At 67.9% G+C, this 24,870-nt stretch carries 20 protein-coding genes and 1 pseudogene; 9 read left to right on the plus strand and 12 right to left on the minus strand.

Features of this window, described 5'->3' with window-relative positions; genetic code table 11:
* The first annotated feature begins 163 nt into the window (after window positions 1-163).
* A complete protein-coding gene (prpR, locus tag NQV17_RS14095; RefSeq protein WP_257772747.1) occupies window positions 164-2,161 on the plus strand; it encodes a propionate catabolism operon regulatory protein PrpR in 1,998 nt (665 codons plus the stop codon).
* 54 nt (window positions 2,162-2,215) lie between these two features.
* Here the strand turns inward: prpR and NQV17_RS14100 are convergent, their stop codons facing one another.
* Complete coding sequence (locus NQV17_RS14100; protein ID WP_257772748.1) at window positions 2,216-2,869, minus strand: ABATE domain-containing protein; 654 nt, start codon at window positions 2,867-2,869, stop codon at window positions 2,216-2,218.
* A gap of 256 nt (window positions 2,870-3,125) precedes the next feature.
* Between NQV17_RS14100 and NQV17_RS14105 the strand changes: the two genes are divergently transcribed.
* Window positions 3,126-3,509, plus strand: a complete 384-nt coding sequence (locus tag NQV17_RS14105) for a VOC family protein (protein ID WP_044845007.1) — start codon at window positions 3,126-3,128, stop codon at window positions 3,507-3,509.
* 206 nt (window positions 3,510-3,715) lie between these two features.
* On the opposite strand, the gene NQV17_RS14110 is transcribed toward NQV17_RS14105, so the two are convergent.
* Window positions 3,716-4,564, minus strand: coding sequence for an ureidoglycolate lyase (locus NQV17_RS14110; RefSeq protein ID WP_257772749.1), 849 nt, complete (start codon window positions 4,562-4,564; stop codon window positions 3,716-3,718).
* A gap of 655 nt (window positions 4,565-5,219) precedes the next feature.
* Between NQV17_RS14110 and NQV17_RS14115 the strand changes: the two genes are divergently transcribed.
* Complete coding sequence (locus NQV17_RS14115; protein ID WP_257772750.1) at window positions 5,220-6,044, plus strand: IclR family transcriptional regulator; 825 nt, start codon at window positions 5,220-5,222, stop codon at window positions 6,042-6,044.
* Window positions 6,045-6,283: 239 nt separating this feature from the next.
* Entirely contained in the window at window positions 6,284-6,835 is a 552-nt protein-coding gene (locus NQV17_RS14120) for a hypothetical protein (protein ID WP_257772751.1), read from the plus strand.
* A gap of 687 nt (window positions 6,836-7,522) precedes the next feature.
* On the opposite strand, the gene NQV17_RS14125 is transcribed toward NQV17_RS14120, so the two are convergent.
* From NQV17_RS14125 to NQV17_RS14145, 5 genes are all read right to left on the minus strand, one after another.
* Window positions 7,523-9,892, minus strand: coding sequence for a GNAT family N-acetyltransferase (locus NQV17_RS14125; protein ID WP_257772752.1), 2,370 nt, complete (start codon window positions 9,890-9,892; stop codon window positions 7,523-7,525).
* Between the two features lie 572 nt (window positions 9,893-10,464).
* On the minus strand, window positions 10,465-10,761 hold the full coding sequence (locus tag NQV17_RS14130) for an H-NS family nucleoid-associated regulatory protein (RefSeq protein ID WP_044845003.1): 297 nt from the start codon (window positions 10,759-10,761) through the stop codon (window positions 10,465-10,467).
* Window positions 10,762-10,865: 104 nt separating this feature from the next.
* Window positions 10,866-11,150 (minus strand): hypothetical protein, encoded by a 285-nt coding sequence (locus NQV17_RS14135; protein ID WP_235879175.1) that lies wholly within the window; start codon window positions 11,148-11,150, stop codon window positions 10,866-10,868.
* 61 nt (window positions 11,151-11,211) lie between these two features.
* Complete coding sequence (locus NQV17_RS14140; protein WP_257772753.1) at window positions 11,212-11,751, minus strand: BON domain-containing protein; 540 nt, start codon at window positions 11,749-11,751, stop codon at window positions 11,212-11,214.
* Window positions 11,752-11,817: 66 nt separating this feature from the next.
* Window positions 11,818-13,305: a sigma-54-dependent Fis family transcriptional regulator gene (locus NQV17_RS14145; RefSeq protein WP_257772754.1), complete on the minus strand. Its 1,488-nt coding sequence runs from the start codon at window positions 13,303-13,305 to the stop codon at window positions 11,818-11,820.
* Window positions 13,306-13,631: 326 nt separating this feature from the next.
* On the opposite strand from NQV17_RS14145, the gene NQV17_RS14150 reads away from it, so the two are divergent.
* Window positions 13,632-15,035: a GntP family permease gene (locus NQV17_RS14150; RefSeq protein ID WP_044845000.1), complete on the plus strand. Its 1,404-nt coding sequence runs from the start codon at window positions 13,632-13,634 to the stop codon at window positions 15,033-15,035.
* Window positions 15,036-15,505: 470 nt separating this feature from the next.
* Window positions 15,506-15,757 carry a DUF4148 domain-containing protein gene (locus NQV17_RS14155; protein WP_257772755.1) on the plus strand — a complete coding sequence of 84 codons (252 nt, stop codon included), beginning with the start codon at window positions 15,506-15,508 and terminating at the stop codon, window positions 15,755-15,757.
* 48 nt (window positions 15,758-15,805) lie between these two features.
* Here NQV17_RS14155 and NQV17_RS14160 read toward each other — a convergent pair whose 3' ends face one another.
* Together NQV17_RS14160 and NQV17_RS14165 are read right to left on the minus strand one after the other, a co-directional pair.
* The gene (locus tag NQV17_RS14160) at window positions 15,806-17,401 is read right to left on the minus strand and encodes a thioredoxin family protein (protein ID WP_257772756.1); all 1,596 of its coding nucleotides are present in this window, start codon (window positions 17,399-17,401) and stop codon (window positions 15,806-15,808) included.
* A 549-nt stretch (window positions 17,402-17,950) separates the two neighbouring features.
* Complete coding sequence (locus tag NQV17_RS14165) at window positions 17,951-18,451, minus strand: GNAT family N-acetyltransferase (protein ID WP_124921176.1); 501 nt, start codon at window positions 18,449-18,451, stop codon at window positions 17,951-17,953.
* A gap of 361 nt (window positions 18,452-18,812) precedes the next feature.
* Here NQV17_RS14165 and NQV17_RS14170 point away from each other — a divergent pair.
* The 3 genes and pseudogenes from NQV17_RS14170 to NQV17_RS14180 all read left to right on the plus strand — a co-directional run.
* A pseudogene (locus tag NQV17_RS14170) lies at window positions 18,813-19,481 on the plus strand (phospholipase domain-containing protein); the annotation flags it as partial.
* A gap of 243 nt (window positions 19,482-19,724) precedes the next feature.
* Window positions 19,725-19,994, plus strand: a complete 270-nt coding sequence (locus NQV17_RS14175; RefSeq protein ID WP_257772757.1) for a hypothetical protein — start codon at window positions 19,725-19,727, stop codon at window positions 19,992-19,994.
* A gap of 163 nt (window positions 19,995-20,157) precedes the next feature.
* Entirely contained in the window at window positions 20,158-21,150 is a 993-nt protein-coding gene (locus tag NQV17_RS14180) for a DedA family protein/thiosulfate sulfurtransferase GlpE (RefSeq protein WP_257772758.1), read from the plus strand.
* 67 nt (window positions 21,151-21,217) lie between these two features.
* Here NQV17_RS14180 and NQV17_RS14185 read toward each other — a convergent pair whose 3' ends face one another.
* The 3 genes from NQV17_RS14185 to NQV17_RS14195 all read right to left on the minus strand — a co-directional run bounded on the left by NQV17_RS14185 (window position 21,218) and on the right by NQV17_RS14195 (window position 24,870).
* Window positions 21,218-22,690, minus strand: coding sequence for an OprD family porin (locus NQV17_RS14185; protein WP_257772759.1), 1,473 nt, complete (start codon window positions 22,688-22,690; stop codon window positions 21,218-21,220).
* 159 nt (window positions 22,691-22,849) lie between these two features.
* On the minus strand, window positions 22,850-23,881 hold the full coding sequence (locus tag NQV17_RS14190; protein ID WP_257772760.1) for an ABC transporter ATP-binding protein: 1,032 nt from the start codon (window positions 23,879-23,881) through the stop codon (window positions 22,850-22,852).
* Entirely contained in the window at window positions 23,878-24,870 is a 993-nt protein-coding gene (locus NQV17_RS14195) for an ABC transporter ATP-binding protein (protein WP_044844993.1), read from the minus strand. Before NQV17_RS14195 ends, NQV17_RS14190 begins: the two co-directional genes overlap by 4 nt.

Here is a 24,870-nt window from a genome sequence, read left to right on the forward strand (position 1 = left end):
CTCCTGAAGGAATGACCATGAACAGCAAGGACCGGGCCAGCTCGTGAATCGGGGCTAACCCACTGATTCTTCAGCAACCGGCATGGGTGAGGCAGCGCCCGATGATTTCATTTCAGCAATTTCAGGTTTCAAAAATGAAATCGCGCGCGCATAATCGGTCGCCATGGACCTCTCCTCGACCAAGCCCGTCGGCCCGGCCGACCGCACGGTGCGTCCGCGCATCTGGGCGATGGGCATCAGCCGCCTGCGCGACCTGTTTCGCGAGATCGCCGGCGAATTCGACGAACGCGCCGACGTGCGCATCGTCACGCGCGCGTACGAAGACGCATTGAGCGCGATCGCGGAGGCCGGCACCGCGCGCCCCGACGTGATCGTCGCGGCCGGCTCGAACGGCGGCTTCCTGAAAACGCGTGCGCAGGTGCCGGTCGTGGTCGTGTCGCCGACCGGCTTCGACGTGATGCAGGCGCTCGCGCGCGCACGGCGCGACGCGTCGCGCATCGCGCTCGTCAGCGCCGGCGAGACGCCGCCCGAAGTGCGCCGCTTCGTCGCCGCCTACGGCCTCGACGTGCAGTTTGCGTCATATCAGTCCGCGCAGGAAGCGGAAGCCTGCGTGCACGACCTGCACGACCGCGGCATCGAGACGATCGTCGGCCCCGGCCTCGTCACCGATCTCGCGGCGAGCGCCGGCATGGGCGCGGTGTTCCTGTATTCGCACGCGTCGGTGCGCAAGGCGGTCGAGACGGCGCTCGAAGTCGCGTACGCGACGCACGCCGAGGCGTTTCGCCGCCAGCGGCTCGACAACCTGCTGCAGCACCTGCGCGACGGCGTGGTCGCGCTCGACGCGCGCGGCCGCGTCGAAGCCATCAACGAGCGGCTCGCGTCGGCGCTCGGGGTCGAACCCGCGGCGGCCGTCGGCCGCGCGCTCGTCGACCTGCGTCCGGAACTGCGCACGCTGCGCGGCGAGGACGGCGACGCGCTCGCGACCGTGCGCGGCGTGCGCTACGTCGTGCATCGCGGGCCGCTCGTCGATCGCGGCGTCACGTCGGGCAGCGTGCTGACGTTCCAGGAATCGCGCGCGGTCGAACGGCTCGACCGCGCGCTGCGTTCGCAGCCGAACACGCAGCAGTTCGCGGCGCGCTACACGCTCGACGACGTGGTCGGCGCGTCCGCGCCGATGGCGCGCGTGCGCGATCTCGTGCGCCGCTACGCGAAATCCGATGCGACCGTGCTCGTGCTCGGCGAAAGCGGCACCGGCAAGGAAATGATCGCGCAGAGCCTGCACGCGCTGTCCGTGCGGCGCAGCTATCCGTTCGTCGCGATCAACTGCGGCGCGTTTCCGGAGGCGCTGCTCGAGAGCGAGCTGTTCGGCTACGAGGAAGGCGCGTTCACCGGCGCGCGGCGCGGTGGCAAGACCGGGCTGTTCGAGGCCGCGCACCGCGGCACGCTGTTTCTCGACGAGATCGGCGAGATGCCGCCGTCGCTGCAAAGCCGGCTGCTGCGCGTGCTGCAGGAGCGCGAGGTGATCCGTCTCGGCTCGACCGAGCCGATCCGCATCGACGTGCGCGTGATCGCCGCGACGCACCGGCCGCTGCTCGCCGCCGTCGAGGCCGGCACGTTCCGCGCGGACCTGTATTACCGGCTCAACATCCTGAACGTCGGCCTGCCGCCGCTGCGCGAGCGCGCCGCCGACATTCCGGCGCTGGCGGCCACGCTGCTCGTGCAGGCCGCGCGGCGCGAGCCGCGGCTGGCCGAACGCGTGCGCGAGGCCGGCGATGCGATGCACGTGCTCGGCGCGACGCAGGCGACGCTCGCGCGCTACCGCTGGCCCGGCAACGTGCGGGAACTGCAGAACGTGATCGAGCGGATCGCGGTGGAACTGGCCGAAGAGGTCGACGAGAACGATCCGGGTGCGGCATGCGCGGCACTCGCGCCCGATGCGCTGCAGGCGATCGCACCCGAGCTGTTCGCGGCGCTGCCCGATGCAGCCGATGCAGCCGATGCCGACGACGCCGACGCGCAGACGCTCCACGCGCGCCGCCGTCGCGCGGAAGCCGACGAGATCCGCGCGGTGCTCGATGCGTGCGGCGGCGATCGCGATCGCGCGTGCGCGATGCTCGGCATCAGCAAGACGACGCTGTGGCGGAAGCTGTCGGCGAAATAGGTTCGGGCGGGATGGGCGCGATCGACGCGTGACGTACCGGGACGCGCGCCGCCGTCAATCGGCCTTGTGATAGTGGCGGTACGCCTTCGCGCGATTGCCGCAGGACGACATCGAGCACCAGCGGCGGCTGCCGTTCTTGCTGTCGTCGATGAAGAGCCACTGGCATGCGTCGTTCGCGCAGCGCTTGACCTTCGCGAGGCGCGCACCGCCCAGCAGGTCGGTCGCCGACCACAGCACCGGGCTCAGCAGCCCCGCGAGCGTCGCGCCCGCTGCCCCGATCCGCCACGCGTAGCCGCCGTCGATCCGCGCGAGCGCGACGCGCGGCGCCGCTTCCGCCAGAAAACCGCCCAGCAGCGCGAGATCGTCGGCTTGCGGCTCGCGCCGCTCGGCCTGCGCGTGAAAGAGCCGGTACAACGCCTCGCGCAGCGCGAGCGCGCGCGCCAGCATCGCCGGCGCGTCCTCCTTCTCGTTCGCTTGTGCTTGTGCGCGACACGCGTCGGTCAGGCCGGCCGGCACGCCCGCCTGCTCGCGGCACCACGTGAACAGGTCGTCCAGCGTGCCGAAGGTTTCGGTCGGCACGTCGGCGCCACGCCAGTACAGCGTGTTCGCGAAATCGATGCTCAGCGTTTCGGACGGAGCCGGAACCAGGCAGTCCGTCGTGACGGAAGGTTGCGTTTTGCTCATGACGCGATCGTATCTAACCACCATGCCGGTTGACAAGCATCCGGGCGCTTCCTAACATAACCAGCATGGTGGTTAAAAACGGGTTTGCTGCTGTGATGTCCCCTCTTTAGTTCAAGGAGCCACAGATGATCGATCGTTTTTCGCACGACGTTGTCCACACCGGCCGCAGCCGCGCGTTCCACGACAGCATGCTCGGCGCGCTTCGCCACAAGCGGATGGCCTGGTGGTTGTAAGCGAGGTTTGCTGCACTGATGCCCCCCTTCAGTTCAAGGAGCCACAGATGATCGATCACCTTTCGTTCGGCGTTGCCCACATCGACCGCAGCCGCGCGTTCTACGACAGCACGCTCGGCGCGCTCGGCTACAAGCGGCTGTACAGCGACGACGGATCCCTCGGCTACGGCACCAGCGAACCGGTGCTGTGGTTGCAGCACGCGGCGCGTCCGGTCGTCGCCGATCCCGATTCAGGGTTGCACCTGTCGTTTCGCGCAGCGTCGCCGGTGGAAGTCGATGCGTTCTACCGCGCCGCGCTGCAGCACGGCGGACAGGACAACGGCGGGCCTGGCAAACGCGAGCACTACGGTCCCGGCTATTACGCGGCGTTCGTCGTCGATCCCGACGGGTATCGCCTCGAAGCCCATTGCGAGCTGGGCAACGTCGTCTGATTCGCCGAGTCCCAACGCGGATGAACGACAAGGGCCCGGTTCCGCGTCATGCGGAACCGGGCCCTTGTCTTTGTTGCATCGGGGTCGGCGTTCGACTCGCGTCGGTCGCCGCCGGCGATCGGGCGGCGATCGGGCGACGGGTCCGGTGACGCTGGCGGATAGCCAGCCGGTTATGCCCACCACCCGCGCCCGCGCCGCGCGAGCGCTTACTGCGCGTTGCGCGCGCTCTGCAATTGCTCGCCAAGCCCTTCGATCCCGAGGCGCACCGTCTGACCGGCCTTCAGGAACACCGGCGACGGCTTGATGCCCATCCCGACGCCCGGCGGCGTACCGGTCGTGATCACGTCGCCCGGTTGCAGCGTCATGCAGGTCGACAGGTAGGCGATCAGTTGCGCGACGGTGAACACCATCGTGCGCGTGTTGCCGTTCTGATAGCGGTGGCCGTCGATCTCGAGCCACAGGTCGAGGCGCTGCGGATCGGGCACCTCGTCGCGCGTGACGAGCCACGGGCCGATCGGGCCGAACGTGTCGAAGCCCTTGCCCTTGTCCCACTGGCCGCCGCGCTCGATCTGCCACTCGCGCTCGGACACGTCGTTGACGACGCAGTAGCCGGCGACGTAATCCAGCGCGCGCGCTTCGTCGACGTCCTTGCACGTCGCGCCGATCACGACGCCCAGCTCGACTTCCCAGTCCGTCTTCACGGAGCCCTTCGGGATGTCGATGCCGTCGTTCGGGCCGCAGATCGAACTGGTCCACTTGCCGAACACCACGGGTTCCTTCGGCACCGGCATGCCGGCTTCGGCTGCGTGATCGGCATAGTTCAGACCAATGCCGATGAACTTGCCGACGCGCCCGACGCAGGCGCCGATGCGCGGCTCGCCGGAGACGAGCGGCAGCGTGGCCGGGTCGATCGCGCGCAGGCGCGCGAGACCGGCGTCGGACAGCGCGTCGCCGGCAAGATCCGGCACGTGCGCGGACAGGTCGCGAATCCGGCCGTCCGCGTCGAGAATACCGGGCTTTTCCTGGCCGGGCGGGCCATAGCGAAGCAGTTTCATCGTGCTCAACCTCTATTGTCGAATGTGACAGGGTACCGGCCGACGCGGCCGCTGACGGCCACGCGCCGGACTGAATGCCGATCGTCGATGACGCGCGTCGGCCCCGTATCCGGCAGGCCAATCGACACGCGAGGCTCGCGCAGGCGCAGCGATCGCGGCGCCGCACCGGGTGCGACGCGCATCGAGCAGGCGGCCGCCGGTCTGCGCATCGGCGACGACGGCCCGGCATCCGCGCCATGTGCCGGCCGGGGCCGGTCGGCTTCACGCGCGGCCGCGCCGTCGCTGGCCCGCCGCTCTTTGTACCATCGGCGGCCCGCCATGAAATGACGCGCGACGGATACCGACTATTGGTGCGCCTGCGGAGATTGCACCGCAGCATCGGGGCCGCCGAATCATCCGGCTTTACGCCAATGCCGCCGTCCTTCGATACCGAAAGATGAATGTCGAATATTTCTTACGACCCTGTCATCGGGAACGGCACGTGATCCGTTCTTGCTGGGTAACGATCGGCAAAAAGACGCCGCATTGCACACTGAACGTTTATTGTGAGGCTCGCCCGGACGACAGTCACATCCGCATGCGGCTTCACGAAATCCGCGTGCAAACCGGCCAGCGTGCGTCGCCAACCGATTGGCCATTCCCGGACTTCCTACCCATGACGCAAACGACCAATAACCCGCTCCCCGGCAGCGACGCACGGGCGTCGATGGGTGCAGCCGACCGCTATCGCGCACCCGCCCTCGACAAGGGGCTCGACATTCTCGAACTCCTGTCGGAACAAAAGGAAGGACTCACCCGCACCGAAATCACGAAGGAGCTCGGCCGCAACGCGAGCGAGATCTACCGGATGCTCGAACGTCTCGTCGCGCGCCGCTACGTGATGCGCTCGAGCGGCGGCGACCGTTACACGCTCAGCCTGAAACTGTTCGCGCTCGCGCACCGCCATCCGCCGATGAACCGGTTGATCGCCGAGGCCTTGCCGCTGATGCAGCGCTTCGCCGATGCGGCCGAACAGTCGTGCCATCTGACCGTCTACGATCGCGGCAACCTGCTCGTGATCGCACAGGTGGACGGCCCCGGCCCGTGGGGCGTGTCGGTGCGGCTCGGCTCGCGCGTCGGGCTTGCCGATACGGCGTCGGGGCGCGTGATGCTGTCGTTTCAGGGTCCCGAGCAGCGCGCGCACATGCTGGCCGAGCATCGCAAGGTCAAGGGCGAAACGCCGATGAACGAGCAGGAACTCGCGCACGCGTGCCAGTCCATCCGCCAGTCCGGCTACGTGCGCCAGGACAGCCGCCAGGCATACGGCGTCACCGACCTGAGCGCGCCGATCCTCGGCCCGGCCGGCCATGCGATCGCGGTGCTGACCTGCCCGTACATGCGCCGGATCGACGCGCACATGGCGCCGTCCGTCGAGGTGGTCGTCGCAGGGCTGCGCGATGCGGCAGGCCAGTTGTCGATGTGCCGCGCGGCGACTTGCTGATTGTGGTTGAGCGGGCGACCGCGTTGAAAGTGGTCGGGCGGTCGGGCGGTCGCGCGCTCGGCCAGCGGGTCGGGCAGGCCGGTGCGACGCCGCCCACGCGGTATGCGATGCGCGCCGGTCGCGCAGGCGTTCGTACCGGCATTCCGCAGACCGTTTCCGGATGCGCGGACGCCGCGCTACGCTAGAATAGCGGCCCTCTCAAAAACTACGGCGGCTGGCTGTCGCGGCCGTCGTATCCGATGGATGTCATGGCCAAACTTCTGAACGATCAAGAATTCCAGCGTTTCTCCGAACTTCAGCAGAAGCAGGCGAGCTTCACGATCACGTCCGAGGAAGCGGACGAGCTGCGCGACATCGTCGCGCGCGCGCAGAAGAAGCGCGACGACCGTGCCGCAGCGATGCGGGCGATCGAGAACTACATCGAGCAGTTCGACATCACGCCCGACGAACTCTTTTCGCCCGAGCAGATCGGCGACGCCGCACGTACCTACGGCCTCATCACGGCCAACAAGAAGGAACGCACGCTGCCGCCGTCGATCACGTTCAACGGCAAGCCGTACCAATGGACCAAGACGCTTCCGGACGACGTGCGCGGCGCGCTGTTCGATGCATTCACGTCCGGCGAATCGGTCAAGCGCTTCATCGCGATGCCGAAGGACATCGCGCGTTGCGCGCTGACGATCGCCCGCCTCGAGCGCGAAACCGGCGGCATCTATGCCGACGCGCACCTCGAAGAACTCGCGATTTCGCGTGAGCAGGTGAACGACGCGGCGTCGAAACTCGCTGCATAAACGCTGCTGCGGGCACGGTTCATGCGTGCCCGCACCGGCGCGGACGTCGGCAAAAGCCGGCGCCGCGCCAGCCGGAGCACTGCGTTCGCAAGCACCCGAAAAGTCTCACCGAAGCGTCCCGTAAACGCTCACCCTGGCATCCCGAAAAAGCTCACCTGAAGCCCCCGGAGACGCTCACCAACCCCTTCCCGAACGTTCTCACCGACGCCTCCCGGAGATGCTCACCGGGCCCTCCCGGAAAGGCTCACCAGGGCTTCCCGCAAGGGCTCATCGGCAGGTCCCCGGAAAGGCTCACCGAGTACTCCCGTATCGGCTCACCCAACCGCTCCCGGAAAAGCTCACTCGCGGCTCCCGAAAACTCTCACCTTTGCTCTGTTTCCGATGCTGCGCGTGCGAAATGTCGGGGTCCGTGCGCTCGACCATGGCCCCGGAACCGCCGATACGCGGAGGTCATCGGCACACGCGACGCGCCCAGCCGCGGATGCCGTGACTCGACGCGTTCGACATTCCCCGCCGGTCACCGGGCGAACGTTGTACCGATCCGCGCAGTCGAGAGAACCAGCCGAACGATCGGCACACCGAACGACGACGAATTCGCTCGGCAGCGCCTGTGCATCATCGACATCATGCATGCCGTACCGGCTCTGCACGCTGCCGCCGGACGCGCGAGCACGCTCACTCACGCGATTACGGTTGCAGCTTCATCCTGAACCCCACCACGCCGGGTTCCTCCGTCGTCGACACGGCGAAGCCGCACGACTTCGCCAGCGAGATCATCGCGGTGTTCTCGCGCAGCGCCTCGCCGATCATCCATCCGGTGCCGCGCGATCGCGCATAGTCGATGATGCGGGTCATCATCAGCCGCCCGAGCCCCTTGCCCTTCTGATCGGGCCGCACGGCGATCGCGAACTCCGCCGTCTCGTTGTCGGGATCGGTAACCGCACGCGCCACCGCGAGCGTGTGCGACCGGCCCGACACGTCGGTGAACGACACGATGAAGGCCATCTCGCGGTCGTAGTCGATCTGCGTCATGCGCGCGACCTGCGAATGATCGAAGCTGCGCACCGCGCCGAAGAACCGCATCCGCAGATCGTCCGGCGTCATCGCGCCGAGCAGTTCGTTGTGTGCTTCCTCGTCTTCCGGACGGATCGGACGGATCGTCACGGTCTCGCCGCGCCATTCGAGCGTCTGCTCGAGATGGCGCGGATACGGCATGATCGCGAGCCGGCTGCGCCCGGCCGCCACCGTGATGCGCGGCGCGACCACGTATGCCCGATCGGACAGCACGCGCAGCGTGACCGACATCGCGACGACTTCGCGCACGTCGCAAACGACTTGCGACAGTGCCGTCAGCGCATCGAGCGTGGGTTCGACGGGCGTGCGGCGCGCATACGGCGAACGCTCCATCACCGCGCGGGCGAGCACCGTATTCAACGGCGGCAGCCCGTACACGACGAACGGCGCCGATACGCCATCCGCCGGCGGCACGGCATAGCGGAACACCGGGCCGAAGTTCGAATCGTCGTACATGTCGACCGTGACATCGACGATTCTGGCGCCGGCCGATTCGTCGGCCGGTGAATCGGCCGGCTCGCCGTGCAGGCCGAAGTGGGAGAGCCAATGCAACGCCGCTTCGCCGGCCAGTTCATGCTCGCCGGCCTCGACCATCCGTCGCGCCTCGGCCTGCGCGGATGCCACGCACTCGGCCGGCTGCGGCGGCGTGCCCTCGGGCGTCTGCATCAGCAACTGCCGCCCGAGGTTGTAGTCGACGAGCCGTGCGTATGCGCGCGCAAGCCGCTGCGGCGTGGTGTGCACGGGAATGCCGTTCGCGTGCAGTGCGTCGCGCGTCGCCGCGTCGACCGCACCGAAGAAACACGCGAGGATGCCGCGGTATGCGTACTGCCGCGATTCGATCAGCGTGCGCGCGACCGCGTCGGCCGGCGCGCTGTGAGACGTCGAATGCACGACGAACAGCGTGCCCGTTTGCGGAAACGGCGCGAGCGCCTTGATGGCGGCGCCGAAATGCTCGGGACGCGCATCGTCGCCGAGCGTCAGCGGATTGCCGGGCGCGGCCAGATGCGGCAGCGCGGCCGCGACCGCCGACGTGGCCGCCGCCGGCCAGTCGGCCAGCACGTCGCGCACTTCCGCGACCGCATCGACCGCGAGTTTCGCGACGCCTGCGTCGCTCGTCACGAGCGTCGCCGCGCCGCGCGCGGTGACGCGCCCGACGCCGAGCGTCTCGATCTCGTCGAGCAGATCGTCGAGCGCATCGACACGCACCAACCCCGCGCGCTGGAACGCCGCCGTGTAAAGCGCGTCGCCGGGATCGGCGCGCCCGGTGCGCAGCGCGAGCACCGGCTTGTTGCGCGCCGCCGCGCGCGCTGCCGACATGAACTTGCGCGCGGCGCACACGGTGTCGAGTTCCAGCAGGATCGCGCGCGTGCCGGGATCGCTGGCGAGGTAGTCGAGCACGTCGCCCGCATCGACGTCGGCCTCGCGGCCCAGCGCGACGACATGCGAAAAACCGAGGCCTCGCGCATCGGCCCAGCCGAGTACCGCGTTCGTCAGCGCGTTCGATTGCGACACCCACGCGACGCCGCCCGATCGTGCCGTATAGGCCGGCGCGCCGAAATGCGCATGCCGCGCGGGCGACAGCACGCCGAGACTGCCGGGCCCGACGATTCGGAGCACGAACGGCTTCGCGGCCTTTAGCGTGCGCTCGAGCGCGGCGCGATCGGCGTCGGTGCGCGCCTCGCCGACGATCACCGCGACGCGCGTGCCGATCTCGCCGAGCTTGCGCACGATGCCGGCCCACGTGGCAGGCGGCGTGCAGATCACGGCGACCGACGGCGGCGCGGGCAGCCGGTCGACATCGGCCACGACCGTGTACCCGTTCAGCTCGCGATGCTTCGGATTGACGGGCCACACGGGCCCCTCGAACGCGCCGTCGAGCACGCGCGCCCACACCATCGCGCCGATACTGCCCGCGCGCGACGATGCACCAACGACCGCGACGGACCTGGGCTGGAACAACGCATCGAGATGGCGGACAGTCACATCGGCTCCATACGGTAACGAAAGACGACCCGACCGGCACACGGCCACGGATGGCCGTGCACCGGTCGACGCGAACTCCAAGCATAGGCGAACCCGATGCGGCTGCCTATATGCCGAACGGCCGACTGTGCGACGCGCATCAATGCCCGCAACATGGGCCGGTCGCCGACGCTTTCGCACGACGCAACGGGCGAAGGCGACACGATGCGGTCATCCGGCCGCCACTTCAAAGGTGAGGATTTACAGGAACCATGGTGAGCAAGTTCGGGAATTGCACGGCGCAATGCGCCAATGCGCGAGAGGTGATGGCAATCGGCGGTACGTCAGCACCGCGGCGATCGAAAACGCCAATGCGCGCATGCCGCGCAATTGCGGGGTTGTTTACCGGAATTCGCGGCGATATCCAGTCGAATCGCGTTGAATTCGCAAAACGGCATCCGTTAATCGCGCGGCATTGGCGTTCAATTCGCGGTTTCAAGTCGTGCTGCCGCTGCCCAAAAACAAAACGGTGCGACGGCCGCATGGCCGTTCGCACCGTCAGTCAGCGCACGAAAGGTGAGGGTTTTCGGGAGTCAGTCCTTGATCAGGAAACGCGCGCGGTTCTTGCCGAGCCATGCCGGCGCACGCCCGCGGCCACTCCACGTTTCGCCCGTCTTCGGATTCAGATACTTCGGCGGCAACGGACGCTTCGGTTTCGCGGCGGCAGCAGTGCCGATCGGCCGGAAACCGAGCTCTTCCGCGGTAATGTCGAACTCCTCGATTTTCGCGCGAATGGCGGCAATCGCATCGGCAATCGCCTTTTCGCGTTCCTTGTCGATCTTTTGCTGAAGTCTTTCGAGCTGCGCTGTCAGTTGCCTGTAGGTCGCCATATTGGATGGGACTCCGTGAGTGTTATTCATGAAAAATAGCCGACTCCAAGCGAATGGAAAAGCGCTTCACCCGATTATGGTCTCCCTATCCAAACATATCGGGATCAATAGCCGCTTTTCCTCTTGCATGCGAAGAGAAGATTTCGCACGGCGTCATCGGTCGATTGCTGGAGGACGTCGTATTCCCCATTGCAGATGGCGCGGGCATTGTCCGTGCAGTTGCTCCAGTCGCTGCCGGTGCACTGCACCTGCGTAGTCGGGCGCCCGTCAGAAGTGAACAGCGGCGCCCCACCGCCGCACCCGCCGAGCCCCGCAACCAGGGCCAACAATCCGGCCCGACGCCAATGCGTTCGAGGCCACCGACAGACCGACGCAAGCATGTGATTCATTGTTCTTTCCGTCAACCGATTTTTGAATGCCGCGAGTATGCCACGCACCATCGTCACACGTTCAGTCCCGCGCCCCGTCCGGCGTCCGGTCCGGCCGGCCGCGCGTCTTGTACGGCACGGCCCGGTGCGGATCGTCGGTGATGCGAACGAACACCTGCTCGACGTCGGGGAGCGCGCCGAGTTCGCGCGCCAGCGCCTCCCGATCGAATGCCGGATCGGCGCACCCTTCGACATAGATGAAGCGCCGCTGCACGGTGATCCACAGGCTCGTGCCTTGCAGACGATCGGTGCCCGCGAAATGCGCTTTCGCCGCCTCGGCGATCGGCGCGTCGTACATATAGGAATTCGGTTTCGTGCAGCGGTGAGCGAGCCAGCAGGTGGTCCCGCGCTCGGCGCGGTAATGCGCGTCGTCCGTCATCTCGGCACGCGTCATCCACGGGCCGAGCGGCAGCGGGCATTCCGCGAAGCCTCGCGACAACGCGACGAACGGATCGTTGTACCAGTTGCGCCGCACCGCGGGCGAATCCTCGTCGCCCGCCTGAGCGAACGAGGACGTCGCCGCCAGTATGGCCAGCCATCCGGCCATGCCGATTCGCTTCATCGTTGTCTCCTGTCGGGCACGTCACCGGTGCCGTTCGTCATGTCCGGGCGCATCGGCCACAGCTTGCTACCGGTCGATCCCGAGCGCCGCCAGTTTCTTGTAGAGCGTCGCCCGGCCAATGCCGATGCGCGCGGCCGCTTCCACGACCTTCCCGTCGCAGGCCGCGAGCGCGTCGATCAGGAACTGGCGCTCCCACGCGGCCAATGCATCGGCATACGAAACGACCGGCACACCGGCGGCATCCGATGCGTCGCCCGCGTCCCGGCCGAGCGGCAACGGAACAGCCCGCGTGCCCGCCGGCACGCTGTCCGGCGCCACGCGCACCGGCCCGAGGAACGGCGCGAGCGCACCCGCATCGATCACCGAGCGATCCGACAGCATCAGCGCGCGCTCGAGCGTATTGCGCAACTCGCGCACATTGCCCGGCCACGGGTACGCGCACAGCATCCGCAGCGCATCGTCGGTCAGTTCGCAGTGCGCGGCACGGCCGTGCTGCGCGGCCAGTTCCTCGAGCGTCGCATAGACGAGCGCCGCGATGTCGGACGCGCGCTCGCGCAAGGGCGGCGCGTGAATCGTCAGCACGTTGAGCCGGTAATAGAGATCCGCGCGAAAGCGGCCGGCCTCGACCAGCGCCGGCAGGTCGGCCGACGTCGCGGCGATGATCCGCACGTCGGCGCGCACGATCCGGTTCGAGCCGACCGGTTCGAACTCCTTGTCCTGCAGCACGCGCAGCAGCTTGCCCTGCAGCGGCAACGGCATGTCGCCGATCTCGTCGAGAAACAGCGTGCCGCGATCGGCCAGTTCGAACTTGCCGACGCGTCCCTTGCGGTCGGCGCCGGTATACGCGCCCGGCGCCGCGCCGAAGAATTCGGTTTCGAGCAGCGTGTCGGGAATCGCCGCGACGTTGACGGTCACGAGCGGCTGGAGCGCGCGCGCCGACGCCGCGTGGATCGCATGCGCGAGCAGTTCCTTGCCGGTCCCCGTCTCGCCGAGCAGCAGCACCGGCGAATCGACCTGTGCGGCGCGCCGCGCCTGCCGCTTGGTTTCGAGGCTCGCGGCGCTCGTGCCGACGAAGCTCGCGAACGTGTATTTCGCGCGGCGCGCCTGCGCGAGCGAACGCTGCGTCGCGATCAGTTGCTGCTGAAGCTGCGCGTAACGGGAAAAGATCGGCGTGAGCGTCTTCAACTGGTCGAACAGCGCGAAGCCGATCGCGCCGACCGTCTCGCCCGCCTCGTTCTTCAACGGCAGGCGCGTGACGACGAGCGGCTCGCGGCCCGTCTCCATGATGTCGAGCAGGATCGGCTGTCCAGTCGACACGACCTCGCGCATCAGGCTGTTCGGAATCACCGCCTCGCAGTCGAGGCCGACCGCCTGCTGCGGATCGGCGAACCCGAAGCGCGCCGCATAACGCTCGTTCATCCATACGACGCGCGCATCGCGATCGACGACCACCGTGCCCGCACTCGAATCCTCGAAGGTCCGAAACAGCGACTCGGCGGCGCGCCGCAGCACGTCGCCGTAATTGACGGGCAGGCGCGCCCAGTCGTTCATCATCGTGTCGTCGTCTCCGCGTATGCTTGGCCGGATGTCTCCGGAACGGGACGCAGTATCTCATTTTGGAGACACGCCGGAATGCCTTGTCCGGGAAAGCCCTGCCCGCTTCGATGGGCTGTCCTGACGGCCAACTCGTCTCCGGATGGAGACGATTTATGTAGAATCTTCAGACATTGGCCGGCGCGGGCCCGCCGGCCTGCGCCGGACCCATGTCCGGCGGCGCAATGCGGCCGATGGCACGAAACCTGCACGAACCTGAGCCGGTCCGCGGCGCGCTCCGCGATCGAACAACAACCAAAGCCATTCCAAGCTATTAGGAGACTCCCTTGTCTTTCGTGATCGTCCTCGCCGCGCTGGCGTTCCTGATGTTCGCCGCGTACCGCGGCTACAGCGTGATCCTGTTCGCGCCGATCGCCGCGCTCGGCGCAGTCCTGCTGATCGAACCCGCCGCCGTCGCACCGGTCTTCTCCGGCATCTTCATGGAGAAGATGGTCGGCTTCGTCAAACTGTATTTCCCGGTATTCATGCTCGGCGCCGTGTTCGGCAAGGTGATCGAACTGTCCGGGTTCTCCGAATCGATCGTGCACGCCGCGATCCGCTACATCGGCCGCTCGCGCGCGAATGCGGTGATCGTCGCGGTGTGCGCGCTGCTCACCTATGGCGGCGTGTCGCTGTTCGTCGTGGTGTTCGCGGTGTACCCGTTCGCGGCCGAGCTCTATCGCCAGAGCAACATCCCGAAGCGGCTGATGCCCGGCGCGATCGCGCTCGGCGCGTTCTCGTTCACGATGGATTCGCTGCCCGGCACGCCGCAGATCCAGAACATCATCCCGACCACGTTCTTCAAGACGACCGCCTGGGCGGCACCCGCACTCGGCACGATCGGCTCGCTGTTCATCATCGTCGTCGGCCTCGCGTACCTGGAATGGCGCCGCCGTTCGGCGATGGCGAAGGGCGAAGGCTACGGCACGTCGCTCGTCAACGAGCCGGAGCGCGTCGAAGCGACGGCACTGCCGAATCCGGCGCTGGCGATCCTGCCGCTGCTCCTCGTCGGCGCGTCGAACTTCACGTTCACGAAGCTGATTCCGCAGTGGTACGGCGCAGCGTCGTACACGGTCGCGCCGGACGTGCTGCCCGGCGTGCACACGCCGGTCACGACGTCGATCAAGACCGTCGTCGCGATCTGGTCGGTCGAGGCCGCGCTGCTGCTCGGCATCGTGCTGGTCGTCCTGACCGCGTTCAAGCGCGTCAGCGACCGCTTCGCCGCCGGTTCGAAGGCCGCCGTCGGCGGTGCGCTGCTCGCCGCGATGAACACCGCGTCGGAATACGGTTTCGGTGGCGTGATCGCCGCGCTGCCGGGCTTCCTCGTCGTCAGCGACGCGCTGAAGAGCATTCCGAACCCGCTCGTGAACGCGGCCGTGTCGGTCAGCTCGCTCGCCGGCATCACCGGGTCGGCGTCGGGCGGCATGAGCATCGCGCTCGCCGCGATGTCGGACCTGTTCATCAAGGGCGCGCAGGCCGCCAACATTCCGATGGAGGTGCTGCACCGGGTCGTCGCGATGGCCAGCGGCGGCATGGACACGCTGCCGCACAACGGCGCTGTCATCACGCTGCTCGCGGTCACGGGCCTCACGCACCGCGAGTCGTATCGCGACATCTTCGCGGTCACCGTGATCAAGACGCTCGCGGTGTTCTTCGTGATCGCCGTGTACTACACGACGGGTCTCGTGTAAGCCGCCGCATCGGGCGGCGTTCCGAGCGCCGCCCAACCCTGCCGGCCGCATCGACGCGGCCGGCGCGCCTTCCTCCCTCCGCGTGTTCGCGGCTGTTCGACCGGTCCGGCATCGCCGCGCCGGCAGCGGCATCACAGCGCGATGCTTGTCGCGAAGCGCCGCACCTTCCCGATACCTCCGCCTCCGCTTGCAAACCAGCGCGGATCGCCGGGATTCGCATCCGCCACTTCGTCCCCGACCGACCGGAACCGCTCGGCGCCACATTGCGGCGCAGACTGTACGGCCTATCGGCCGTCACGCGCCGCCATCCGGCGCCGTCCGCGCCACCGTTCATTGTTTCCGGCAGCAGAACACTGCGTTGGGAGCGATCGCATTTTTCCCGCGCGTGGTCGGGCCTACACTGCTTTCAACCGTCGCCGCTTCGTCAAACGAAGTCCGGCCGCCTAGTTGGAAACATGGAGGTCACGATCATGAAGCGCCTGATTCACGCAGTTGCCGTTGCCCTGGCTATATCCGCCCCGCTCGCCGCGCAAGCGCAGTCGAACCCGCCGCTCACGCGCGCGCAAGTCCACGCCGAAGTGAAGGCGCTCAAGCAGGCCGGCTTCCAGCCGAGCGACTGGTTCTATCCGGCCAGCATCGTTTCCGCCGAAGCGAAGATCGCCCGCCAGCAAGGTGCCGGATATGACAACGACCGCGGTGCATCACCGGAGTCGGCCCGGTAATCGCCGCAACGACGCGGCCGTCCCGCCCGACCGCTCCGTCGCGAGCCGTCACGCCTTCACCGGCTCGATCAGTTTCGCGCATGCCGCTGCCTGCGGATCGCCCGCCGGCAGCTTCGCGCACACTCCGTCGAACTGCTTCACGACCGACCTGACCGACGCATCGTGCGCGCCGCCGCCGCGCCAGCGATTCAGCTGCGTGACGACCTTGGTCAGCGCGCGCAGGTTCGCCCCATAAAACGCATCCTTGGTCTTGCCGGCCTGCGCGAGCACGCTCGCGGCGATCGCTTCGATCCGCGCCGAATCGTCCGGCGCCAGCGCGACCGCATTCGCGAAATAGGTCGCGCCCCAGCGCAGCTTGGTCGCCGGTCCGCTCGCCGAGTCGTATGCCTTGCGGTACCAGTCGAGCGCCGCGGCCTTGTCGCCGCGCGCCTTCGCATTCGCGGCCAACCCCGACATGAAGTAGTACGGCGTCGCCGAACGCGGCAACTCGGCCTTCAGCAAGACGTCGGATTCGTCGTACAGCCCCGCGTCGGTCAGCGTGTCCGCCGCTTCGCTGACGAGCGCCTGCCGCTCGTACGCGTTCGCGGCGCCTTGCACCGATGCGGCGATCTGCTTGCGCGCGGTGTCGACCAGCGCCGGCGCGGCGAGCGGCGCGCCGCCGTGCGCGTCATTGCGCGCGAGCAGCACACGGCCGTGCAGCGCCATCAGCCGGTCGATCGACGACAGCGTCGAATCGGTCGACAGGCGCGCGAGCGCCGTGTCGTACGCATCGCGCAGCGTCGCGCGCTGCGCGGCGTCGCCGCCAAGGTACGCGACCACGCGCGCGGGTGCCGCGACGAGCACGTCCGAATCGGCCCGCGCCAGCGCCGGTTCGCGCAACACCGCGCGCAGCGCGTCGGCGAGCGCCGCCTTGTCGAGCGCGCCGGCCTGTGCGGGATCGTCCGATGCCGCCATCACCGCCGACTTCAGCGCGAACCGCGCGGCGTCCGCCTTCGCGCCGGCGGCACGCGCACGTTGCGACAGCGTCTGCAGCGTCAGCGCGACACGATCGGCCGGCACCGGCAGCGCGCCGTCGGTGTCCCAGGAATAGTCGGCCAGCAGATGCCATTCGGCCGGCGTCAGCGCCGCGCCGTTGTTCAGCGCGGTCGAGAGCGTCTGCCGCACCGGATGCGCGGCCGTCATCCCGAGCGACAGCGCCTGCATGTAGCGCTCGAGATCGGCCTCGCCCGGCAGCCGCGTCACTTCGGTGCCGTCCGGACGGAACAGGATCATCGTCGGATAGCCGTGCACCTTGAAGCGCTCGCCGAGCTTCTGCGCGCTTTCGGTATCGCCGTCGAGATACACGGGCACGAAGAACGACGAGCGAGCCTTGAATGCCTGCTGGCTGAAGATCGTCGACTTCACCTGGTTGCACGACGGGCACCATACGGCACCCCAGTACAGCAGCAGCGGCTTGCCGGTGCGCTTCGCGAGCGCGAACGCGGCATCGACGTCGCCCTGCTGCCAAGCGATGCCGGGCGGCAGATGCGCGCCGCCGCTCGACGGGCCCGATACGGGAGCGCCCTGCGGCGCGTTGGTGGCAAGCGCCGCACCCGCGGCGGCGAACAGGCAGGCGGCAGTCAGGTTACGGAGAACGGTTTTCATCAAGGCGGGTTCCGTTGAAAGAGACGGTTGCGGATAGCGGCGGCGCGCGACGGCGGAACCGGTACGCTGCGACGGCCGGCCCATGCGCACGAAACGGCGAAGCGAAAACACGACGAAGCGACGCAACAACGAAGGGCATCGACGGATGGCACCGCGCATGCCGGCATCGGCCGTGGGCACCACGCAGGCATCGACGCGAAAAGCCACGACCGGCCGCTGCATGCGCACACCGCGCGGCCGTTCCAATCGCGACGACCACGGCAACCACAGTGACCGGCAAATCGCTCGACGATACGATTCGCGCGGCCGATTGAAAACGAATGAATTCTCTAATGGATATGACGTGTGGCGTCGCCGACATGCGCGCCGGCACGGTCGACACGACCACGCACTGCGCTGCATGTAGCGCTGCATTGACTGCCGTCGGTCGCTGCACGCGACCGGGTACACGGAGGCTGGCACGTCACGGCGCACGGCATGGCCAATGCATGCACATGCCGCGGCCGACGCAACGACGCGCCGGCCCGCACGCGCTTCAGCACGCGTCCATTACTGCCGCCCTTTGATCCGCGCCATCTGAAACACCGATGCATACGCACCGTCGCGCAGCGCATAGTCCGGCGCCTCGCCTTCTATCCGGAAGCCGTGCTTTTCGTACAGTGCGATCGCCGCCGGGTTGTCGACGAACACCGTCAATTCGAGACGCGTGATGTTCAGCCAGTTTTCGGCGAGTTCGATGGCGGCGGCCAGGAGCCGGCTGCCGATGCCGCGCCCGTGATGCGACGCATCGACCATCATCCCGAGCGACGCGGCATGACGCCGGCGCGGGTTCTGCTCCGGATGCAGCCCGAGATGGCCGACCACCGCGCCGTCGAGTTCGGCGACGAGGCTCACGCCCTGTTCGCGCAGGCGTTCGAGCCGCTGCTGCCATTTCTCGTGCGACGGAAACGGATGCTGGAGCGTGTTCATGTACACCGCGGGGTGCGCGATGATGTGCCGGATCGCGTCGACGTCGTGCGTCTCGCTGTGCCGGATCGTGATATCGGTCATGACTGGATGGAGTCGAAGGTATCGGGCCGGGGCATGTTGCCGCGCGTACGCAACAACGCATCGAGCTTATCCGATTTCACGCCGATGAAACATCGCTTCCGCACGACACGATGCCGTTGCACGCACAACCACATCGCGTCACGCCCGCTTCACGAAATCGGCAATTCCTGACCGTTCTCACCAAGCGTAATTGGTAATTTTCGACCATTCCGCCGTCTTCCCCGCGCGTCGCATATTAGCTGCACACGCAACGTCATAAACGCGACACACCCTGTCATTTCCACATCACGCCGACGTCATCTGCGCTCCCTAGACTAGCCGCGCCCTGCCCGGCACTCGCCGGGCTCGCATGTGCCGGCCGCGCAACGCGGACGGCTCGCTCGCGGACGCCGACGTCGCCGTCGAGTACCACGACTTCACGCCGGCCACGTCGAGCCAGCCCGCGGCCGACGGCCGTCCGTACGGCCCGGGCCCGCGCGTGCCGATGTGGGTCGTGTCGCCGTGGAGCCGCGGCGGCTGGGCGGCGCTCGCCGACGACGACGGTAAATATGACCTGTGGGTGCTCGGCCCGAACGGCTATCACCGCCGCTTCACCGGCGACCTGGCCCGGCTGGCCGGCGCGCGCGCGCCGCATCCGGCGATCCGGGTCGGTTATGCGGGCGCGAGCGGCAACCTGCATCTGCGGCTGCGCAACGACGGCGGCGGCACGGTGCGCTTCACGGTGAAGTCGAACAAGGTGTACGGCCCGCTGTCCGGCCGAGGTGCGAACGAGGCGCGCGGCCACGGCAACGAGGACGGCATCAGCCAGAGTCGCGGGCACGGCAGCGACGCCGGCACGACGTGGACAGTCACGGTGCGCGCCGGCGGCCAGTCGGAGCTGCACTGGCAGCTCGACTCGACCGGCCACTGGTACGACTTCGTCGTCACCGCCGACAGCGACGCCAGCTTCTCCCGCCGCGTGGCCGGCCGTGTCGAAACGGGCCGCCACTCGATCAGCGACCCGGCGATGGGCCTCCCCGACCGCTTCTGACGGCGCCCGAGCCGCCCGGCCGCGCACCGGCCGGGCGCCGGGCGCGGCGCGATCCGATCGGTCCGATCCGGCTGAAACGCCCGCCCGACGCGGCCCAAACGTCAGAAGGATGGCCGGTACAGCCCTCATTCAGGGGCCACGAAAATGCTCCGTGTTGTGGCCCATTCGCGTTAAACTTCGTCAAGCTGCATTCAACAACGACATCTTCGCCAACCTGGCACACACGATACGAGGATAGGTTCGATGCGCACTACCGGCTCATCCGGGGCAATGACCCTGCTCACCGAACATGACCCGGCCGACGGCCGCGAACTGCGCTCGCTCCGGCTCCAATCGACCGACGACGGCAAGAGCGTGCTGCTGATCGACATCGACGAACGCAAGCCCGGCATTCACCGCGAGGTTCGCTACGAGATCACGCCGGCCGAACTGATCGCGGCGATCCGCTCGCATGGCGCCGAGCTGCCTGGCGAAAACCACGGCGCCGCCTCGCTCGTGCGCACCCCTTCCTGATGTCGACCGGTGAGCCGCGCACAACGCACCGGCTCACCGTTCCGCCCGCATCACCCTGCCGCCGTCAGGCGCTTTGCGTCATTCCCCGCCGTCCGCCTGAAAATGGCCGATAATCGGCCCATCTTCGTACTTTCCTCACGCGCTTCCTTTTCGGCCAGCCGTCATGCTCCGTGACCTCGTCGCCCAATACGGGCCGCTTCTCGTCTTCGCCAACGTGCTCGCGGCGGCCGTCGGCCTGCCCGTACCGGCGATGCCGACGCTCGTGCTGTTCGGCGCGATGGCCGCGATGAATCCGGCGATGATCGGCTCGCAGCTCCTGACGGTGCTGGCGCTGTCGGTGCTCGGCGCGCTGATCGGCGACACCGTGTGGTACGTCGCCGGGCGGCGCTACGGCGGCGCGACGCTGAAGACGATCTGCCGGCTGTCGCTGTCGCGCGATACCTGCGTGAAGAAGACCGAACGATTCTTCGGCCGCTACGGCGTGCGCGTGCTCGCGGTCGCCCGCTTCATTCCCGGGCTGTCGCTCGTGTCGGTGCCGATGGCCGGCGCGCTCGGCACGCGCTATCGCACGTTCGCCGGCTACGATGCGCTCGGCGCCGCGCTGTGGACGATCGTCGGCCTCCTCGCGGGGCTCGTGTTCTATCGGCAGATCGACTGGCTGTTCGCCGGCGCGAGCCGGCTCGGCCGCGCCGTACTGCTGGTGATCGTCGCACTGCTGGCCGTCTACGCGGCCGTGCGCTGGATGCGCCGCCGCGCGCTGATCCGCCAGCTCGCGAGCGCGCGGATCGGCGTCGACGAGCTCGAAGAACTGCTGCGCGATGCGGCCGCGCCGGTGGTGCTCGACGTGCGTTCGCCCGAACACCGCAAGCTCGACCCGTTCACGATTCCCGGCGCACAGTTCGCGGACGAACGGCACATCGAGGACATCGTCGCGCGCTATCCGTTCTCGCAGAAGTTCGTCGTGTATTGCTCGTGCCCGAACGAAGTGACGGCCGCGCTGATGGCCAAGCGCCTGCTCGACGCAGGCTTCACCGATGCGCTGCCGCTGCGCGGAGGCCTCGACGCCTGGCGCGACACGGGCCGCCAGCTCACGTCGCTGGTGGAGGACATGCCCGCCGCGAACGATCCGGTGGCGGGGTTGCACAAGCCGGCCTGATCGAACGGGTCGCAGGCCGGCCGCGCGAGACGAAAACGACTGAAGGGGACGTTGCGTCCCCGTTCGATCAGAACGCGTGCAGCGGCACGTTCACGACCAGGCGGTACTCCTTGTTGGTCGCGTCCGCGGTATGCGTGGAACCGGTGTGCCACATCGCGATGAACGTGACCTTCGTGTCCTTCAGCTTGCCGCTCTGGAACGTGTACGACGGGATGAAGCCGAACTCGTGGTGACGGCCCTGCACCGGCGCGCCGTTGCTCCAGTAGATGCTCGACTTGCTCGGATCGTTCGCCGCCCCTGCGCTGCCGTCCGCGCCCCAGCCCGTCACGCCCCAGACCATCGCCTTGAAGCCCGGCAGGCCCGCTTCCTTGCCGTAGAACGTGTAACGCAGCTGCAGCGACTTTTCGTGCGGCGCGTTGTAGTCGACGTCCATCGAGTTGGTCAGGAAGATGCCGTTCGTTTCGTTCAGGTAGTCGAAGAACTGGTCGCCGAGCACCTGCTGATAACCGAGCAGCAGTTCGTGCGGGCCGTGCTGCGCGGCCACCGACAGGCTGTACGCGTTGTTGTTGATCTTGCCCTGCAGCGCGTCGCCGGTGTCGTGCGTCGAGTAAACGTTACCAAAGCCGGTCCACTTGATCGACTTCGTATCGCCGATGCTGTGCTTCACCGACGCGTAGTACTGGTGCCACACGTCGTCGGCCTGGTTGGCGTACAGCGCGACTTCGCCGTTCGGTGAATAGTCCCACGTGCCGCCGACGTAGGTCAGGCGATTGACGCGCGTGCCGCCGTATTGCGTCGTGAGGTTGGTGAGCGTCGTGTGGCCGCGTGCATCGGTTTTCGTGAAGCTGCCGGCCTCGAGCATCACGTTCTTGAATTCGTTGCTGACGATCGTCGCGCCGAGGAACGTCGGCGGCAGCGCGCGGTTGTCGTGCTGTTCCATGAACGGGTTGTCGACGGCCTGCAGACCGTACTTGACCACCGTGTTCGAGATGCGCGCCTTCACGTCGTAGATGCCCGGATAGGCCCACGCGAGCTGGTTCGAACCGCCGCCGCCCTTCGCGATGTGCACCATGCTGCCCGCGCCGGCGCCGCCGTCGAGCTTCAGCGCCGCATACAGCGACGCGTCGAAGCCGATGCCGATCAGGCCGGTCGTGTAGCCCGACTCGAAGTTCGCCATCGCGCCCTGGACCCACGCGTGACGGTGCGGCCCGCCCTTGTTGTCGAGCGTGTCCGCATAGTTGCGGAACAGGAAATTCAGGTGGCTGTCGGCAATGAAGCCGTTCGACTTCGACTGTGCCGAAGGCTCGTCGGGCGGCGTGACGGCCTGGGTCGCCTCGGCGTTGATAATGGCGTTCGGGGTCGTTGCCTGCGCAACCGACGTGCCTGCGCCGGCGGACGGCGCGGCCTGCGCGACCGTCAGCGGTGCGGGGGCCGCGTCGTCGGCGTACGCCACGCCGCTCAGCGATACGCCGGCCAGCGCCGGCAAGCCCCATGCAAGCAGCATCTTCGATGCCGTCCCGATCGTCTTTTGCTTGTTCATCGTCATTCTCGTCTTGTGTTGATGTCGTCCACGCCGGTTGCGATCCGCTTCCAGCCCCCGGCGAGCCCGGTTAAGGACGCGCCTTTACCCGCGGCGCGAAGATCATTCGCGCCGCACCCTACCCCTGTTGACCTGCCTGGTTATGTTTGCTGCGTCACTTCACGCCGCCACGCCCGCCCGGATGCACGCGACACGCGCCGGCGAGCCCTGCCGCACTTCCGGCAGCGGCACGTCCTGCGCGCACGCGTCGATCGCGACCGGGCAGCGCGTGCGGAACGCGCAGCCGGACGGCGGGTTGAGCGGCGACGGCATCTCGCCCGCCAGCAGCATCGGACGGCGAGCACGCTCGCGCGCCGGCTCCGGCGTCGGCGCCGCATCGAGCAGCGCCTTCGTGTACGGGTGCTGCGGCACGCCGTACACGTCATGCCGCGTGCCGAACTCCATCACGCGGCCGAGATACATCACGAGCACGCGCTGGCTGATGGCCTTCACCACCGCCAGGTCGTGCGCGACGAAAAGATAGGACAACGACAGTTCGCGTTGCAGATCACGCAGCAGGTTCACGATCTGCGCCTGGATCGACACGTCGAGTGCCGATACGGGCTCATCGCAGATCACGAGCTTCGGCTCGCCGATCAGCGCGCGCGCGATGCCGACACGCTGACACTGTCCGCCGGAAAATTCGTGCGGGTAGCGCAGCAGGTGATGCGCGTTCAGGCCGACACGTTCGAGCATCGTGACCACGCGGCGCCGCACTTCGGTGCGTCCGAGGCCCGCGTGGTGCGTGACGAGCGGCTCCGCGACGATCTGTTCGATCGTCATGCGCGGATCGAGCGACGCGAGCGGATCCTGGAAGATCATCTGCACTTCGCGGCGCATCGCGGTGCCGCGCAGGTGATCGGGCGCGACGGCTTCGCCGCGCCAGCGCACCGTGCCGGCCGTCATCGGCACGAGGCCGATCAGCGCGCGCGCGAGCGTCGACTTCCCGCAGCCCGACTCGCCGACGAGCCCGACCGTCTCGCCGCGCTTCACGTCGAACGACACGCCGTCGACCGCGCGCAGCGTGCCCTTCGGCGACCACGGATAGCCGCCGAGCGGCACGCGGAAATGCACCTTCAGATCGTCGACGGACAGCAGCGTATCGCTCGTCGTGCCCGTCGCGCCGGCATTGCGGCGTTCATCGACGCTCATCGCAGACCTCCCGTCAGATCGGCCAGCGGCCGGTGGCACGCGCGCACCGCGCCCGCCGCGCCATAGGTTTCGAGCGCAGGGCGCGCGGTACCGCAGCGCGCCTCCGCATACGTGCAGCGTTTCGCGAACGCGCAGCCGGCCGGCGCGGTGCCGGGCATCGGCGGATTGCCGGGAATCGCGACGAGCGGCGCGTCGTCGGCGTCGGTCAGGCGCGGCAGCGCGTTGAGCAGGCCGATCGTGTACGGATGCGACGGCGCCGCGAAGATCGAGTCGGCCGGCGCATATTCGACGGTGCGGCCCGCATACATGACCATCACGTCGTCCGCGAGGCCCGCGACCACGCCCATGTCGTGCGTGATCAGCACGATCGCGGTGCCGCGCTCGCGGTTCAGCTCGCGCAGCAGGTCGATGATCTGTGCCTGCACGGTCACGTCGAGCGCGGTGGTCGGCTCGTCGGCGATCAGGATTTCCGGCTCGGACAGGAGCGCCATCGCGATCATCACGCGCTGGCGCATGCCGCCGGAAAACTCGTGCGGATACATGCGGATGCGGCGCGCGGCGTCGGGAATGCGCACCGACTCGAGCGCCTCGATCGCGCGCTTGGTCGCTTCCTTGCGCGACAGCTTGCGATGCAGCTGCAGCGTCTCGGTCATCTGCCGCTCGATCGTCAGGAACGGATTGAGCGACGTCATCGGATCCTGGAAGATCATCGCGATCCGGTCGCCGCGCACCGCGTTCAGCGCACGCGTATCCATCTCGAGCAGGTTGTCGCCGCGATAGCGCGCGGCGCCCGTCGTCGCGCCGTTGCCGGCCAGCAGGCCGAGCAGCGCCATCACGGTCTGGCTCTTGCCCGAGCCCGATTCGCCGACGATGCCGAGCGTCTTGCCGGCTTCGAGCGAGAACGACACGCCGCTCACGGCGTCGATCGGCGGTGCGTCCTTGCGCGAGAAGCGCACGCCGAGGTTTTCTACTTCCAGCAGAGCAGCCAT

The sequence above is a fragment of the Burkholderia sp. SCN-KJ genome, from assembly GCF_024656005.1.
Taxonomy (GTDB): Bacteria; Pseudomonadota; Gammaproteobacteria; order Burkholderiales; family Burkholderiaceae; genus Burkholderia.

Excerpts from the sequence above, each read along its gene's own strand:
- NQV17_RS14120 (WP_257772751.1), top strand. The coding sequence starts at position 6,284 with ATGGATGTCATGGCCAAACTTCTGAACGATCAAGAATTCCAGCGTTTC.
- NQV17_RS14195 (WP_044844993.1), bottom strand. The coding sequence starts at position 24,870 with ATGGCTGCTCTGCTGGAAGTAGAAAACCTCGGCGTGCGCTTCTCGCGC.
- prpR (WP_257772747.1), top strand. The coding sequence starts at position 164 with ATGGACCTCTCCTCGACCAAGCCCGTCGGCCCGGCCGACCGCACGGTG.
- NQV17_RS14155 (WP_257772755.1), top strand. The coding sequence starts at position 15,506 with ATGAAGCGCCTGATTCACGCAGTTGCCGTTGCCCTGGCTATATCCGCC.
- NQV17_RS14190 (WP_257772760.1), bottom strand. The coding sequence starts at position 23,881 with ATGAGCGTCGATGAACGCCGCAATGCCGGCGCGACGGGCACGACGAGC.
- NQV17_RS14160 (WP_257772756.1), bottom strand. The coding sequence starts at position 17,401 with ATGAAAACCGTTCTCCGTAACCTGACTGCCGCCTGCCTGTTCGCCGCC.
- NQV17_RS14165 (WP_124921176.1), bottom strand. The coding sequence starts at position 18,451 with ATGACCGATATCACGATCCGGCACAGCGAGACGCACGACGTCGACGCG.
- NQV17_RS14140 (WP_257772753.1), bottom strand. The coding sequence starts at position 11,751 with ATGAAGCGAATCGGCATGGCCGGATGGCTGGCCATACTGGCGGCGACG.
- NQV17_RS14175 (WP_257772757.1), top strand. The coding sequence starts at position 19,725 with ATGCGCACTACCGGCTCATCCGGGGCAATGACCCTGCTCACCGAACAT.
- NQV17_RS14145 (WP_257772754.1), bottom strand. The coding sequence starts at position 13,305 with ATGATGAACGACTGGGCGCGCCTGCCCGTCAATTACGGCGACGTGCTG.
- NQV17_RS14135 (WP_235879175.1), bottom strand. The coding sequence starts at position 11,150 with ATGAATCACATGCTTGCGTCGGTCTGTCGGTGGCCTCGAACGCATTGG.
- NQV17_RS14110 (WP_257772749.1), bottom strand. The coding sequence starts at position 4,564 with ATGAAACTGCTTCGCTATGGCCCGCCCGGCCAGGAAAAGCCCGGTATT.
- NQV17_RS14180 (WP_257772758.1), top strand. The coding sequence starts at position 20,158 with ATGCTCCGTGACCTCGTCGCCCAATACGGGCCGCTTCTCGTCTTCGCC.
- NQV17_RS14130 (WP_044845003.1), bottom strand. The coding sequence starts at position 10,761 with ATGGCGACCTACAGGCAACTGACAGCGCAGCTCGAAAGACTTCAGCAA.
- NQV17_RS14115 (WP_257772750.1), top strand. The coding sequence starts at position 5,220 with ATGACGCAAACGACCAATAACCCGCTCCCCGGCAGCGACGCACGGGCG.
- NQV17_RS14105 (WP_044845007.1), top strand. The coding sequence starts at position 3,126 with ATGATCGATCACCTTTCGTTCGGCGTTGCCCACATCGACCGCAGCCGC.
- NQV17_RS14185 (WP_257772759.1), bottom strand. The coding sequence starts at position 22,690 with ATGAACAAGCAAAAGACGATCGGGACGGCATCGAAGATGCTGCTTGCA.
- NQV17_RS14100 (WP_257772748.1), bottom strand. The coding sequence starts at position 2,869 with ATGGTGGTTAGATACGATCGCGTCATGAGCAAAACGCAACCTTCCGTC.